This window comes from Mycobacterium sp. NPDC050551, assembly GCF_040674075.1.
Classification (GTDB): domain Bacteria; phylum Actinomycetota; class Actinomycetes; order Mycobacteriales; family Mycobacteriaceae; genus Mycobacterium.
The window spans coordinates 1,151,223-1,164,493 of sequence record NZ_JBFARC010000002.1 but is presented as its reverse complement, the minus strand read 5'-3'; the positions used below and the strand labels follow the sequence as shown (position 1 = coordinate 1,164,493).

At 71.2% G+C, this 13,271-nt stretch carries 16 protein-coding genes; 6 read left to right on the top strand and 10 right to left on the bottom strand.

Annotation, left to right across the window (positions count from 1 at the left end):
• Positions 1-2: 2 nt before the first annotated feature.
• On the bottom strand, positions 3-905 hold the full coding sequence (locus AB0K11_RS12380; RefSeq protein ID WP_364976551.1) for an RDD family protein: 903 nt from the start codon (positions 903-905) through the stop codon (positions 3-5).
• 26 nt (positions 906-931) lie between these two features.
• Here AB0K11_RS12380 and AB0K11_RS12375 point away from each other — a divergent pair, with 26 nt between their 5' ends.
• On the top strand, positions 932-1,924 hold the full coding sequence (locus AB0K11_RS12375; RefSeq protein ID WP_364976548.1) for a stage II sporulation protein M: 993 nt from the start codon (positions 932-934) through the stop codon (positions 1,922-1,924).
• Positions 1,925-1,940: 16 nt separating this feature from the next.
• Here the strand turns inward: AB0K11_RS12375 and AB0K11_RS12370 are convergent, their stop codons facing one another.
• The 5 genes from AB0K11_RS12370 to AB0K11_RS12350 are packed head-to-tail and all read right to left on the bottom strand — an operon-like array spanning position 1,941 to position 7,287.
• The gene (locus AB0K11_RS12370) at positions 1,941-3,263 is read right to left on the bottom strand and encodes a DUF58 domain-containing protein (protein WP_364976545.1); all 1,323 of its coding nucleotides are present in this window, start codon (positions 3,261-3,263) and stop codon (positions 1,941-1,943) included.
• Positions 3,263-4,258 (bottom strand): MoxR family ATPase, encoded by a 996-nt coding sequence (locus AB0K11_RS12365; protein ID WP_364976542.1) that lies wholly within the window; start codon positions 4,256-4,258, stop codon positions 3,263-3,265. The genes AB0K11_RS12370 and AB0K11_RS12365 overlap by 1 nt, the downstream gene beginning before the upstream one ends.
• Positions 4,255-5,388 carry a DUF4350 domain-containing protein gene (locus AB0K11_RS12360; protein WP_364976539.1) on the bottom strand — a complete coding sequence of 378 codons (1,134 nt, stop codon included), beginning with the start codon at positions 5,386-5,388 and terminating at the stop codon, positions 4,255-4,257. The genes AB0K11_RS12365 and AB0K11_RS12360 overlap by 4 nt, the downstream gene beginning before the upstream one ends.
• Positions 5,385-6,038, bottom strand: a complete 654-nt coding sequence (locus tag AB0K11_RS12355; RefSeq protein ID WP_364976535.1) for a DUF4129 domain-containing protein — start codon at positions 6,036-6,038, stop codon at positions 5,385-5,387. Before AB0K11_RS12355 ends, AB0K11_RS12360 begins: the two co-directional genes overlap by 4 nt.
• Position 6,039: 1 nt before the next feature.
• A complete protein-coding gene (locus AB0K11_RS12350; protein ID WP_364976796.1) occupies positions 6,040-7,287 on the bottom strand; it encodes a glycerophosphoryl diester phosphodiesterase membrane domain-containing protein in 1,248 nt (415 codons plus the stop codon).
• A 163-nt stretch (positions 7,288-7,450) separates the two neighbouring features.
• On the opposite strand from AB0K11_RS12350, the gene AB0K11_RS12345 reads away from it, so the two are divergent.
• Both AB0K11_RS12345 and AB0K11_RS12340 read left to right on the top strand, forming a co-directional pair.
• Positions 7,451-7,915 carry a GatB/YqeY domain-containing protein gene (locus tag AB0K11_RS12345; protein WP_364976532.1) on the top strand — a complete coding sequence of 155 codons (465 nt, stop codon included), beginning with the start codon at positions 7,451-7,453 and terminating at the stop codon, positions 7,913-7,915.
• Positions 7,916-7,979: 64 nt separating this feature from the next.
• Positions 7,980-8,966: an LLM class F420-dependent oxidoreductase gene (locus tag AB0K11_RS12340; RefSeq protein WP_364976529.1), complete on the top strand. Its 987-nt coding sequence runs from the start codon at positions 7,980-7,982 to the stop codon at positions 8,964-8,966.
• Between the two features lie 2 nt (positions 8,967-8,968).
• Here AB0K11_RS12340 and AB0K11_RS12335 read toward each other — a convergent pair whose 3' ends face one another.
• The gene (locus tag AB0K11_RS12335; RefSeq protein WP_364976526.1) at positions 8,969-9,181 is read right to left on the bottom strand and encodes a three-helix bundle dimerization domain-containing protein; all 213 of its coding nucleotides are present in this window, start codon (positions 9,179-9,181) and stop codon (positions 8,969-8,971) included.
• Positions 9,182-9,354: 173 nt separating this feature from the next.
• Between AB0K11_RS12335 and AB0K11_RS12330 the strand changes: the two genes are divergently transcribed.
• Positions 9,355-9,513 carry a hypothetical protein gene (locus AB0K11_RS12330; RefSeq protein ID WP_264015798.1) on the top strand — a complete coding sequence of 53 codons (159 nt, stop codon included), beginning with the start codon at positions 9,355-9,357 and terminating at the stop codon, positions 9,511-9,513.
• On the opposite strand, the gene AB0K11_RS12325 is transcribed toward AB0K11_RS12330, so the two are convergent.
• Positions 9,510-10,184 (bottom strand): phosphodiesterase, encoded by a 675-nt coding sequence (locus AB0K11_RS12325; RefSeq protein WP_364976523.1) that lies wholly within the window; start codon positions 10,182-10,184, stop codon positions 9,510-9,512. The two genes, AB0K11_RS12330 and AB0K11_RS12325, sit on opposite strands and share 4 nt — an antisense overlap.
• Positions 10,185-10,301: 117 nt before the next feature.
• Here AB0K11_RS12325 and AB0K11_RS12320 point away from each other — a divergent pair, with 117 nt between their 5' ends.
• Both AB0K11_RS12320 and AB0K11_RS12315 read left to right on the top strand, forming a co-directional pair.
• Positions 10,302-11,000 (top strand): HemK2/MTQ2 family protein methyltransferase, encoded by a 699-nt coding sequence (locus AB0K11_RS12320; protein WP_364976520.1) that lies wholly within the window; start codon positions 10,302-10,304, stop codon positions 10,998-11,000.
• 44 nt (positions 11,001-11,044) lie between these two features.
• Positions 11,045-11,230, top strand: coding sequence for a CDGSH iron-sulfur domain-containing protein (locus tag AB0K11_RS12315; RefSeq protein ID WP_364976794.1), 186 nt, complete (start codon positions 11,045-11,047; stop codon positions 11,228-11,230).
• Here AB0K11_RS12315 and AB0K11_RS12310 read toward each other — a convergent pair.
• The gene (locus tag AB0K11_RS12310; protein ID WP_364976518.1) at positions 11,210-12,229 is read right to left on the bottom strand and encodes an iron-containing redox enzyme family protein; all 1,020 of its coding nucleotides are present in this window, start codon (positions 12,227-12,229) and stop codon (positions 11,210-11,212) included. The genes AB0K11_RS12315 and AB0K11_RS12310 overlap by 21 nt on opposite strands.
• 50 nt (positions 12,230-12,279) lie before the next feature.
• Positions 12,280-13,107 (bottom strand): acyl-CoA thioesterase domain-containing protein, encoded by an 828-nt coding sequence (locus tag AB0K11_RS12305; protein WP_364976515.1) that lies wholly within the window; start codon positions 13,105-13,107, stop codon positions 12,280-12,282.
• Between the last annotated feature and the right edge of the window lie 164 nt (positions 13,108-13,271).

Here is a 13,271-nt window from a genome sequence, read left to right as displayed (position 1 = left end):
GCTCAGTTCGGGGGAGTGAATCCGGTGTCCCTCTGCGGGGCCGGCTGCGGCGCGACGGCGTACGTCGGGGGAGCGGGTGCGAACGGCGGGGGCGCGGTGAGGGGCGCGGGAGCGGGTGCATACGGAGGGGCCTGAGGGAGCGGCGGTGCGGTCTGCGCGCCGAGCCGCACCAACTCCCTGCGATGACGCTCGGCGAGGACGGCGGCGAGCACGTACTGCGGCGGTGCGCCCGGCGGTGGCGGCGGCGAGATCTGTGCGACCACGTCGGCGGCGATCCGGTGCCCCATCACCTCACGGATCCGCGGGTCGAGTTGTGGTGCGCGGTTGAGGAACTGGCGGGCCAGCTCGATCGTCTCGGCACGCAGCCCGGACAGCTGCAGGGTGCCGGCCCACCACGCCATGGACGGCGGCATCGCGGGCGGCGGACTCATCTTCGGCGCCCGCTCGCTGATCACCACGGTGCCGGCGAAGATGTCGCCGATGCGCTTGCCCTTCGCCGAGAGCAGGCTGCAGATGACCGCGGGCCCGCCGGTGAACGTCCAGAGCTCGATGAAGCCGGACAGGCCGCGAAACAGCGCCTGGCGGAACCGTTCCGGGCTGCCGTCCTCGGACACCACCCGCAGGCCGAGTGCCATCTTGCCCAGTGACTTTCCGCGCGTGGCTGTTTCGAAGACGACGGGATAGCCCACGATGGTCACGACGGTGAAGATGATGAGCACCGCCGCGACGAAGGCGGGATCGCGGTCGGTCAGCGTCAACGCCCACAGCAGCACCCCGACGAGGTAGCCGGTCAGCACCACGATCACGTCGATGGCCGCCGCCAGGACACGCACCGGCAGCTGCGCGATCTGTACGTCGAGGACGACCGCGTCCCCGGTCACCACCGGCTCGGGCTGGGAGACCATGTCGCCACGCTACTAGGCTCGGACGCGTGGATGTCGACGCGTTCGTGCTGGCCCACCGACGCAGCTGGGACCGGCTCGATGAGTTGATCAAGCGCCGCCGCAAGCTGTCCGGGGCCGAGATCGACGAGCTGGTCGACCTGTACCAGCGGGTGTCGACGCACCTGTCGATGGTGCGCAGCGCCTCGGCCGACGCGATGCTGGTGGGCCGGCTGTCGGGGCTGGTGGCGCGGGCCCGCTCGGCCGTCACCGCGGCCCATGCGCCGCTGTGGTCGGAGTTCGTCCGGTTCTGGACGGTGTCGTTCCCGGTGGTGGCCTACCGCTCGTGGCGCTGGTGGCTGGGTTCGGCGGTCGCATTCTTCGCCGTCGCGGCGGTGATCGCGCTGTGGGTGGCGGGCAACCCGGAGGTGCAGGCCACGATCGGCACGCCGGAGGAGATCGCCAAGCTCGTCAACGAGGAGTTCGCCGCCTACTACAGCGAGAACCCTGCGGGGTCGTTCGCGCTGCAGGTGTGGGTGAACAACGCGTGGGTGGCCGCCCAGTGCATCGTCTTCGCGATCCTGCTCGGCCTGCCGATCCCGTACATCCTCTTTCAGAACGCGGCCAACCTCGGCGTCGCGGCGGGGCTGATGTTCGACGCCGGGAAGGGCGACGTGTTCCTCGGCCTGCTGGCGCCGCACGGCCTGCTTGAGCTCACGGCGGTGTTCCTCGCGGCGGCGGCCGGGATGCGGCTGGGCTGGACCGTGGTGTCGCCGGGTGACCGGCCCCGCGGCCAGGTACTCGCCGAACAGGGCCGGGCGGTGATGTCGGTGGCCATCGGACTGGTCGCGGTGCTGCTGGTGTCCGGTCTGATCGAGGCGCTGGTGACGCCCGCGCCGTTCCCCACCTTCGTGCGCATCGCGATCGGGGTCGCCGCGGAGGTCGCGTTCCTCGCCTACATCGTGCATTTCGGCCGGAAGGCGGTACGGGCGGGCGAGACCGGCGACGTCGACGACGCCCCCGACGTGGTGCCCACCCGCTAGGTCTCCGCCGAACAAGCTAGAGGCGGCCGGTGGCCTTCATCGCCAGGTAGTGGTCGGCCAGCGCGGGAGCGAGGTCGTCGGGCGGCGCATCGACGACGTCGACGCCGTGCCGCCGCAGCCGCGACGCGATCGCGCGGCGGTCGTTGCGGGACCGCTCGGCCGCCGCGGCGTCGTACACCGCAGCGGCGTCGGAGCGCCCGGCGGCCAGGGAGTCGACACGGGGATCGGCCACCGCGGCCAGCAGCACCTGGTGGCGGCCCGTCAGCTGCGGCAGCACCGCCATCAGGCCCTCGTCGAGCGCCGATGCGTTCAGGTCGGTCAGCAGCACCACCAAGGCGCGGCGGCGCACACGGCGCGCTATGGCGGCCACCATCGCGGCGGCGTCGGATTCCACGAGTGCGGGTTCCAGCGGCGCCATCGCCGTCACCAGCTGCGCCAGCACTTCGGTGCGCGAGGCGCCGAACACACCGGCCCGGGTCACCCGGTCGTGGGCCAGGAAGTCGACGTGGTCACCGGCCCGCGCGGCCAGCGCCGCCAGCAGCAGTGCCGCGTCCATCGACCAGTCCAGCCGTGGCCACCCGGAGGGTTCGCTCGACGTCGGGTCGACGCCGACACGACCCGCCGACGTCCGCCCGGTGTCGAGCACGATCACCACCCTGCGGTCGCGCTCGGGACGCCAGGTGCGCACCACCACGTCACCGCGCCGCGCGGTCGCGCGCCAGTCGATCGACCGGACGTCGTCGCCGACGACATACTCGCGCAGGGAGTCGAATTCGGTGCCCTGGCCGCGGATCAGCACCGGCACCATGCCGTCGAGTTCGCGCAGCCTGGCCAGCCGCGACGGCAGATGCTTGCGGGACAGGAACGGCGGCAGGATGCGTATCGACCCGGCCACCCGGTGGCTGCTCTGCCGCCCGGCGAGGCCGAGCGGGCCGATCGACCGCGCGGTGACGAACTCCGCGCGCAGGTCGCCGCGGCGGCTCGGGCGCAGCTGGGTGACCACCCGAACCGACTGTCCAGCAGCGATTTCCAGCTGATGAGCGCGCGGCTCGCCGCGCGCGCTCGGCGGCCAGGCGTCGCGGACCCGGCCGCGGAAGCGGCGCCGCCCAGGATGCTCGACGGTCAGCACCGCGTCCACCGGCTGGCCGAGCCGCGCTGACGCCTCCCCGGAGCGGTGCATCCGGAGACCACGGGTGCTCGCCGCCAGTGCGACGTCCAGCGCGAGCACGGCCACCAGCGCGCCGAACAACACCACGAAAGCCGCTGCGGGCCATGGCGACAGGGCGATCGGCAACACGAAGGCCAGCGCGACCAGGCCGGCACGCCCGGTGAGGACCACTACCGCGGGACCGGAACGGCCGCCAGGATGCCGTCGAGCACACCGTCGGGATCGGCGCCCTCCAGTTCGGCCTCCGGGCGCATCGCCACGCGGTGCCGCAGCGTCGGCCGCGCCATCGCCTTGACGTCGTCGGGGGTGACGTAGTTGCGCCCGGACAGCCAGGCCCACGACCGCGCCGTGGCGAGCAACGCCGTCGCGCCGCGTGGTGACACACCGAGCTGCAGCGAGGGCGAATGCCTTGTGGCGCCGACGATGTCGACGATGTAGCCCAGCACCTCGTCACCCACCAGCACCTGACGCACCGCGTCCCGGGCGGCCGCGAGGTCGGCGGGCCCTGCCACCGGTCGAACGGCCGACAGATCCCGCGGGTCGAAGCCGCGGGCGTGCCGGGCCAGGATGGCGATCTCCTGGTCGCGCGGCGGCAGCGGCACGGTGAGCTTCAGCAGGAACCGGTCGAGCTGGGCCTCCGGCAGCTGGTAGGTGCCCTCGTACTCGATCGGATTCTGGGTGGCCGCGACGATGAACGGGTCGGGCAGCGGCCGGGGATGGCCCTCGACGCTGACCTGACGTTCCTCCATCGCCTCCAGCAGGGCGGCCTGGGTCTTGGGCGGCGTCCGGTTGATCTCGTCGGCCAGCAGCAGATTGGTGAACACCGGGCCGGCGTGGAACTCGAACTCCGCGCTGCGGGCGTCGTAGACCAGCGATCCGGTGACGTCGCCGGGCATCAGGTCGGGCGTGAACTGCACGCGCTTGAACTCCAATTGCAGCGCCGCCGCCAGGGTGCGCACCAGCAGCGTCTTGGCCACGCCGGGCACACCTTCGAGCAGCACGTGTCCGCGGCACAGCAGGGCCACCACCAGCCCGCTCACCACCGCGTCCTGCCCCACCACCGCCTTGGCGATCTCGGTGCGCAACGCCAGCAACGCGTTACGGGCGGAGTCCGACGATGCCGATGCGGCGGACGGGTCGGAGGTGTGTGCGGCCGGCTGAGTCACGACTGGGCGACCTGCCTTTCGGTGTCGTCGAGGTGATGGGCGAGATGGAGCAGGTCGTCGTCGGTCTCAGGGGGTGGGCCGAACAGCGTGTGACCGACCCGTTGCGGGTCCGCCCCCGTCCGCGCCGCGACGGCGGCCACGACGGCGGGTGGCGCCGCCGTGGCCGACAACCCGAGTCTGGGCAGCAGGCGCCCCAGGGTGGCGGTGCGCAGCGCGTCGGCGGCCCGGTCGCGGGCGCGTCGCGAGCGGTACAGCCGGCCGCGGCCTTCGACGGTCTCCGACGCCCGCACCACGACGGGCATCCGCTCGGCGACGAGCGGCCCGATGCGGCGGCCCCGCCACACCGCGACCAGTGCCACGGCCAGGCACAGCTGCAGCACGATCCAGATGACGGCGTCCGGGATGAGCTCGAAGATCGTTGCGGCGCCGGATGACTCGCCCTCGGGTTGTTGCCGGGCGTACCAGATGACCTGCGGCCGGGAGCCGGCGAGGTTCATCGCCAGCGCAGCGTTACCGCGGTCGGGGAGTGCGCCGTTGATCATGAACTCGGCGGTGCCGACCACGGTGACGACGCGTCCGCCGTCGCGATACCGCACGACGGCGCCGTCGTAGCAGCGCGTCAACGAGACCCCGTCGCCGGCGTCGTAGGTGTCGCTCACCCCGAGCTGCACGTCACCCGCCGTGACCGCCTCACGCAGATCGCAGTCGGGTTCGCCACCGAACGAGGTGTCTTCGCCGGGCTCGACGCCGGGGGCGAGGGCCTTCCGCACCCGCGAGCCGGGCTCGACGAGCAATCGGTCACCGGGCACCTCGGCGAGCCGGTCCAGCAGCTCGTCACCGACCTGGAAGGTCTGCGCCGTCACGAGCAGGGTGTCGGGTGTGGCGGCACGCTCCACGTCGGCCACCGAGTCGGCGACCGTGACGTCGACCCCGTGGTCGCGCAGCAGCGTGACGAGGGCGCGGGCGCCGTCGGGTGACGTCGACCCGGCATCCATCCGGCCACCCGGCCGGGGTGCGGTGAGGTACGTCCCGATCGTGGCGACTGCCACGATCACCACCAGGGCGAGCACCACCCAGCGGCCGGTGCCCCAGCGCTGCCGAAGGGTAGGGCCCGTCGCGGTGGACGTCATCGGACCTCGGCCCAGCCGCCGGCCTGCGCGGGTCCGCCACCGGTGGACGAGGCGGCGTGCGTGCGCGAGCGCAGATGATCGTCGAGGCCGGCGATCAGGCGGTACCCGGCTTCGGTCCCCGGCCGTTCGCCGTAGGTGACATCGTTGAAAGCGGTTGCCGACGACTGGAATTCGGAGTCGAGGCCGGGAAGCGTAGCGCCGGCGTCGCGGGCGAGCTCGGTGGCCGTGCGGCCCGGGACCGGCGCGAGCACGCCGGTCTGCTCGAGGTGGCGCGCGACGGCCCGCAGACGGTGCCTGATGGCCGACGCCCAGTCGCCCGCGGCGGCGAACTGCTCGGCCGTGGCCCGGTGTTCCGCGGCGCTGAGTTCCTTTCCGGTGAACAGCGCACCCTGGCCGCCGCGGTCGGTGCGCAGGGTGCGCCGGGCGATCCGGAACGCGACGACCAGCGCGACGAGCAGCATCAGGATCAGCACCGAGATGGTGAACCAGCCGCCGGGGACCGTGGAACCCTCGGCGGCGATGCGGTACAGCAGTTCGTCGAACCACTCGCTGAGCCGTTCGGTGAGCGAGGGCCGCGGGTAGATCGGCTTGCCGAGTTCCCGCTGCGCGGCGTCGTGCGCGGCGTCGCGGCCGATGTCTAGCGCAGGCACGTCACCGTTGCCGCGTCAGCCACAGGTGGTCCGTGGAGTCCTGCGGTGCGCCGGGCACCGCCGCCGCGCCGGTCTGCAGCACGAGGTCGAACGCCTCGCCGCGGATACGCCGGTCGGTGTAGAGCAGGACGATGACACCCGCGGAGAACGGTGCGGTGAGGATCTGGCCGAACACACTGCCGATCGACACGAGCACCAGTCCGAGGATCGCGCTCGAGGACTCGTCGGCCGTCGTCGTCAGCACCTGGCCGATCAGACTGAACGGCACCGACACCGCGCCGGCGATCAACGCCGTGACGATCGTGGCGAGCATCCAGATACCGAGCACCCGCCAGAAGTCCTTCTTCACCAGATCGAAGGACCGTGAGATGGCCGGGAAGACGGGAAGCCGTTCCAGCACGATCAACGGCGGCGCGAAGATCAACACGGTCGCGGCGTAGATCAGACCGGCGACGGCCAGCAGCACCAGCGGAGCGCCCACCAGGAATCCGGCGACGGCACCCCCGGCGCCGGCGGCGAGGGCGATGATGATGACGATCAGTGCGGCCGCGAGCAGGAAGACCGCGATCTCCAGAACGGTGAACCCGATCAGCGCGAGCAGCCTGTGGCGCAGCCGCTCCCACGTTTCACCGACGGTGATCGAGGCCCCGAACACCGCCCGGCCGATCACCACCGTCAGCATGCCGCTCAGCACGATCGACGCCAGCATGGTGGTGACCCCACCCACCAGCGACGAACCGGTGAGGGCCACGAAGTCGCCGAACGTCGTCGGTTCGCCCTGCACCGTCGAGAGCAGTCCACCGCTGGCCGCCAGCGGGCCGATCTGCAGGATCAGCGCCAAGATCTGGGAGACCACCACGACGATCGTGGTGAGGCCGAGCGTCGCCTTGGGATTGCGCCGGATGTAGGCGACCGCGCCGTTGAAGATGTCCGACAGGGTCAGCGGTCGCAGCGGGATGACCCCCGGCTGCAACGCCTGCGCCGGACCGCCGTACGGGTAGCCCGGTGGCGGGCCGTAGCCGGGAGGTGCGTAGCCCGGCGGCGGGTATCCGGGCGCGCCGTAGCCAGGCGGCGGGTTACCCGGCGGTGGATAGCCCGGCGGTGCATAGCCGGGTGGCGGATAGCCGGGAGTCTGGTATCCAGGTGGCGGATAGCCGGGCGTCTGATACCCGGGTGGCGGATGACCCTGGTGCGGCGGCGGCGGGCCGGTCTGACCGAACCCGTCGGCGTCGTTGCTCATGCCCACCATCCTGTCGAGCGGCGCAGGAATCGGCAACGTGTCCGCCCGGCCCGGCGCGGCCTGCACTCGGCCCGGGCGCCGTCAACCGATCGAAGATGTTGCTGCCCAACGTGTTCCGGTGGTGAACGCCGAACCTGTCGATCATGACGGGCGGCGGGCGTAGGTTGGCGGCATGGCGGAACTCAAGCAGCGCCTTCGCGCAGATCTCACCTCGGCGATGAAGTCACAGGACAAGCTGCGCACGGGGACGCTGCGAATGCTGTTGGCGGCCGTCCAGAACGAGGAGGTGGCAGGCAAGCAGGCGCGCGAGCTGTCCGACGACGAGGTGCTCAAGGTGCTGGCGCGGGAAGCGCGTAAGCGCGCCGAGGCGGCCGAGGTCTACACACAGAACGGCCGTGGCGAGCTCGCCGCCAACGAGCACGCCGAGGCGCGGGTCATCGACGAGTACCTGCCCACCCCGCTGACGGAGGCCGAAGTGGCCGACGTCGTCGACACCGCGATCGCCCAGATCGCCGAGGAGATCGGGGAGCGCCCCGGGATGCGTCAGATGGGTCAGGTGATGAAGGCGGCCACCGCGATCGCGGCGGGCAAGGCCGACGGTTCCCGGCTGTCGGCCGCGGTGAAGGCCCGCCTGTAGCGGCGGTGCCTCACGGCTGCTCGGCGGCCGTTTGCCGGTGTCGGTGACGGGCTACCCGGTGCGCATGACGCGCTTCGGCTACACCCTGATGACAGAACAGAGCGGCCCTAAAGAGCTTGTCCGTTACGCCGTTTCGGCGGAGCAGGCGGGATTCGACTTCGAGGTGTCCAGCGACCACTTCTCGCCGTGGCTCGCCGCCCAGGGCCATGCACCGAACGCGTGGACGGTGCTGGGGGCGGTGGCGCACGCCACCGAACGCGTCGAACTCTTCACCTACGTCACCTGCCCGACCATGCGGTACCACCCGGCGATCGTCGCCCAGCAGGCGGCGACGCTGCAGATCCTCGCCGACGGGCGGTTCACGCTCGGCCTCGGCAGCGGCGAAAATCTCAATGAACACGTGGTGGGTCAGGGCTGGCCGACGATCGCCCGCAGGCACGACATGATGCGTGAGGCCATCCAGATCATCCGCGAGCTTTTCACCGGCGAGGTCGTCGATTGGAAGGGTGAGTACTTCGAGGTCGATTCGGCCCGGTTGTGGGACCTGCCGGACGTCCCGGTGGCTCTCGCCGCGGCGGTGTCGGGCGACCGTTCGGTGGAGACCTTTGCCCCGCTCGTCGACCATCTCATCGCGGTGCAGCCCGACCGCGACGTCGTCGACGCCTGGCATCATGCGCGGCGCGGGACCGGGCTGTCAGGTGACGTGCGGGTGATCGGTCAGATCCCCATCTGCTGGGATCCCGACCGCGACGCGGCGGTCGCACGGGCCCACGAACAGTTCCGCTGGTTCGCCGGCGGCTGGGCGGTCAACAGTGACCTGCCGACCACCGCGGGCTTCGCCGGCGCGACGCAGTTCGTCCGCCCCGAGGACACCGCCGACGCCATCGCGTGCGGACCCGACCTCGACGCGATCGTCGAGGCGGTCAGCGAGTACTGGAAGGCCGGGTTCACCGACATCGCGCTGGTGCAGGTGGGCGACGAGGGGCAGGAGCGATTCCTGGACGAGGCGGCGGGGCCGCTCCTGGAGAAGTTGCGCAGCGCAGCCGGCTGAGGTCAGACCCCGGCGAAGGCGAAAGAGCGGTCGGGCTGCGCGGCGGCCACCAGGGCCAGCTCGTCGCTGACCTTGCGCTCGACGAGGAGCGGGATGAAGTCGCGGATCACGCTGTGCTCGAACCGGCGGTAGGCGTCGTCCACCGTGGTGGCCACCAGACCGGCGGGAATCTCAGCGAACTTCTCGACGAGCCGGTGCTCGACGTCGTCGATCATTTCGCGCTCACTTTTCTTTGACACGCTATCTATGGTCAGGCCCGGTTCAGTCGACAGTCAACGTTTGCTGCATCACACGACTTGACAGCCGTCAAGCGGGTGTATGGCCGTCGCCGGAACGGTTGGGCCGTGACGGCGACGGGTAGCCGGTCCGCGACGAGAAAGGGGCAGCCATGCCACGCGGACAGGGGATCTACGACGACGAACTCGCCGACGAGCCCAAGGGCGGCCGGCCAGGCCCGACCGACGAGGGCAAGGAGGGTGGGATGGCGACCCGGGAGGTCGCCCCCGAGGTCACCACGCCCGAAGACGCCCCGGAGTCGTCGGACTAGCCCTGCTCGGCGTCGCGGCCTTCGCGGCTACGCCGGTAGGCGGCCTCCCGGAAGTCGGTCAGCCAGCCGGGGAACAGCCGCACACCCGGCGCACTGTTGCGGGTGGGGTCGAAGGACACATCCTCGCCCTTCGGAGCGCGCGCCTGCAGCGTCAGTGTGGCCAGTGGGTGGAACTCGCCGGTGCCCGCCGCCTGCTCGATGTCGAATGCCAGCCCACCACCGGCGATCCGGTCCTCGGCCGCAGACAGCGGCAGGCCCGCGACATCGAGCACGGTCGTCATGCGGGCACGGACCCACCACAGGCCGTCGCCGTACCGCAGCGGCATCAGGCTGGTGAACGACACGTCGGACCAGCCGGCCACCGGCCGTAGCAGCAGCCGGCCGATTCCCTCGCCGAAGGTCGAGGCGAGCAGCACGTCCCAGGGCCTCCCGGACTCCGGATCTGTCATCCGCCAGGCGAGCCCGACGATGTCCGGCCAGGAGTCGGGCAGGCCGACGGCCTTGGACACCCTGCCGATGACGTCGCCGGACGGCATCGGCAGTCCCTCGTTCGGCGGGGCGAGCCGTTCGATCGTCCCGGTGGACAGCACACCGGAGGGATGGAACAGCCGGGCGTGCCGTAGCGCGGCGCCGGCCTGGACGGGAAGTGCGGCGATGTCCGAGATCTTCATCGGATCCGGGTGCCCGGACCGGCCCCGCGCAAACGCGGCGGGGGTTTAACGAATCGCACGGCGGGCATTAATCACCGCAGTGCTGTGACACACAGCGAAGCACGTCGAAAGGCCGAAGTGACCACCGCATACACCGACGAACGCGACACCGTTGTCGTGCCGGAGGGCGTGTACGCCCCGCAGGAGGATTCCCAGCTACTCGTCGACGTGATGGAGAAGACGGGGCTGGCAGTCGGCAGCCGGGTCGCCGACCTGTGTACCGGTAGCGGATTCGTCGCCATCGGCGCGGCGCTGCAGGGCGCATCGGCCGTTGCGGCCTTCGACATCTGTCCCAGGGCCGTGCGCACGGCGCGCGTCAACGCCGCCGCGGCCCGCGCCGCGGTGGACGTGCATCTCGGCTCGTGGGCACGGGCCGTCGAGTTCGGCCCGTTCGACCTCATCGTCAGCAATCCGCCGTACGTGCCGCACGATCCCGACCTCGCCGACGATGCGACCATTCCGGCCCATGCCGGCCCGCCGCGGGCGTGGAACGCCGGACCCGACGGCCGGCTGGTGCTCGACCCGCTCTGCGCCGCGGCACCCAACCTGCTCGCCGACGGCGGATCCATGCTGATCGTGCACTCGGAGTTCTCCGGGCCCCGGCAGACTCTCGCCGGTTTGGCGGCGGCCGGTCTCGACGCGGAGATCATTGCCTACCAGTGGATTCCGTTCGGCCCGGTGCTGTCGGCGCGGGCCGCGTGGCTCGAGGAGGCCGGGCTGCTCGAACCGGGCCGCCGCGAGGAGGAGCTCGTCGTGATCAGAGCCGACAAGCCGTGAGTGAGGAAGCCCGTCTCGTCAGGGTGGTGCCGAACGGGCCTGTGATGGTGCAGGGCCCGGTCCGCATCGAGATGCCCGACGGCAGCGTCGTGGAATCCGACCGCTTCATGGTCGCGCTGTGTGTGTGCAAACGCTCGAAGAACTACCCGCTGTGCGACACCAGTCACCGGCGCCGCCGCAGGAGCGGCGCCGGGGAGAAGGTCGAGAACTCAGTCCAGCGGCCGGCGTAGCGAGCTCTCGCCCGCAGCCCAGCTGCGCATCACGTGGTCGGCGAGGCGGTCCTCGACGAGCGCGTGTGCCCTGATCCCGAATACGACGTCGGCGTCGAGATGCGGTTCCCGCGCGACCAGGTCGCCGACCACGTCGGTGCGCACCACCTGTTCGTGCACTGCGTCGGCCTCCACGTGCTCGCGGTAGAACGCCACGCACGCCTCCGGGGCGGCCATCCGCTCGAGTGCGTCGACCAGCCTGCGTGATCCGGGCGAGGACGTGATCTCGGTGGACGCGAAGTGGCCGACGGCCGCGCCACGCAGCGCTCGGTGCAGACCGAACATCGACATCAGGTTCACCGCGGCCAGCGCCTCGGCGGGCACGTGATCGATGTACCCGAGATAGGTGTTGTCCAGGCCCGCCGCCGCCATCAGATCGGCGAACAGCTGCTGATGCAGACGGGGACCACGGCCGCCACCGAACTCGTCGAACTCGACGGCGACGAACGACGCCTTGGCCTGGCCGGTCAGCCGCGGGATTGCGAAGGCGTGCGGGTCGCCCTCCTTGAGGTGGTACAGCGAGCGGTGCACGAAGTACTCCTGCATCTGCTCCCAGGTGCCCTCGTCGCGCAGGTAGTAGGACGGACCGGAGCCGTCGACCGGCTCGACGGCCAGCGCGTCCATCTCCGCGGCAGCCTTCTCGTCCTCGGAGATCTCGCCCACGTCATTGCGCACCGCGGTGAGGAACGCGTGCTCCAGCTGACCGCGCAGATGCAGCAGTCCGGCATTCCACTCCCACGCCGCGTCGACGCCCGCGAAGCCGCGATAGTGCAGCTCATAGCAGGTGTAGAGCGCCAGGTGCAGGTCGAGACCGTACGGATCGGAGTCGCCGACGGATGCCTCGACACGGGACAGGTGATTGCGCGGAGCACGCTCCGACAGCAGGTTCACCACCGCGAGGGACAGCGGGCCGCGGGCGTCGGGAAGCGTCGGTTCGATCAACAGAGGAGCAAGTGTCACGCGTGTCTTTTACCCCGTCACGACGTGGGCAAACACCCGGCGCGGCGAGATCAGAAGCGCCAGAGGGCTTCTTGGGTGGTGCTGGCCACCAGAGCGCCGGACATGTCGTACAGCGAGCCGACGGCCAGCCCCCTGGCGTCGCTGTTGTTGACGCCGTTCACCTCGTAGCGGTGCCACTGGTGCGGGACGAACGGCCGGTGGAACCACACCGAGTGGTCGAGGCTGGCCGCCATGCCGGCACCGGGCACCGCAGGCGCCCCGGGCGGGCGGGCGGACGGCACCGGGCCGAAGTCGGACATGTAGGTCAGCGCGCAGGCCCTGATCAGGGGGTCGTCCTCGATGTGCTCGACGGTGCGGATCCAGAACGGCGGCACCGCGAAGGGGGAGTCGTCGTCGGGGTGCGTGCGGATCTCGAAGTGCTCGACCGACTCCAGGTCCGGGGACTTCGGCACCGCGTCGGCGAAGGCGATGCCGGGAGTGCGCGGCGGATGCCAGTCGGTGCCCGCCTCGGGCCGGTGGAACGACGCGATCATCTCGAGGATGGCGGTGCCCTGCTGGACGGCCGTGACGCGGCGGGTGTCGAACGACCGGCCGTCGCGGGTGCGCTCGACGTGCAGTTCGACGTCGACGCCGTAGCGGCCGCCGCGCACGAAGTAGGCGTGCAGCGACTGCGGCAGCTTGTCCGGCTCGACGGTCGCGCCTGCGGCGCCGAGTGCCTGGGCGGCGACGAGCCCGCCGAACAGCCTGTACTCCGGACCGGTGCTGACCTGCGGCGCGACGAAGGTGTCACCGTCGCGGCGGTACTGCAGCAGCTCAGCGATCCAGCTGCGGCCTGCGGCCGTGGCGGCGTCTGTCTTGTCGTCGTCGAGAGCGGTCATCACCGGTGAGCCTATCCACCGCTTGGTTGGGCGGCGGGCCGGGGAGGTGTTGCTATCGTCGCCGCATCGCTGCCACACGCTGCTCGCGGTCCCTCGCGGCGGTCGTGACCGCGCTCGTCCTCGCCGGGTGTTCGGAGCCGACCGCGCCGGATCCGGTGACCCCG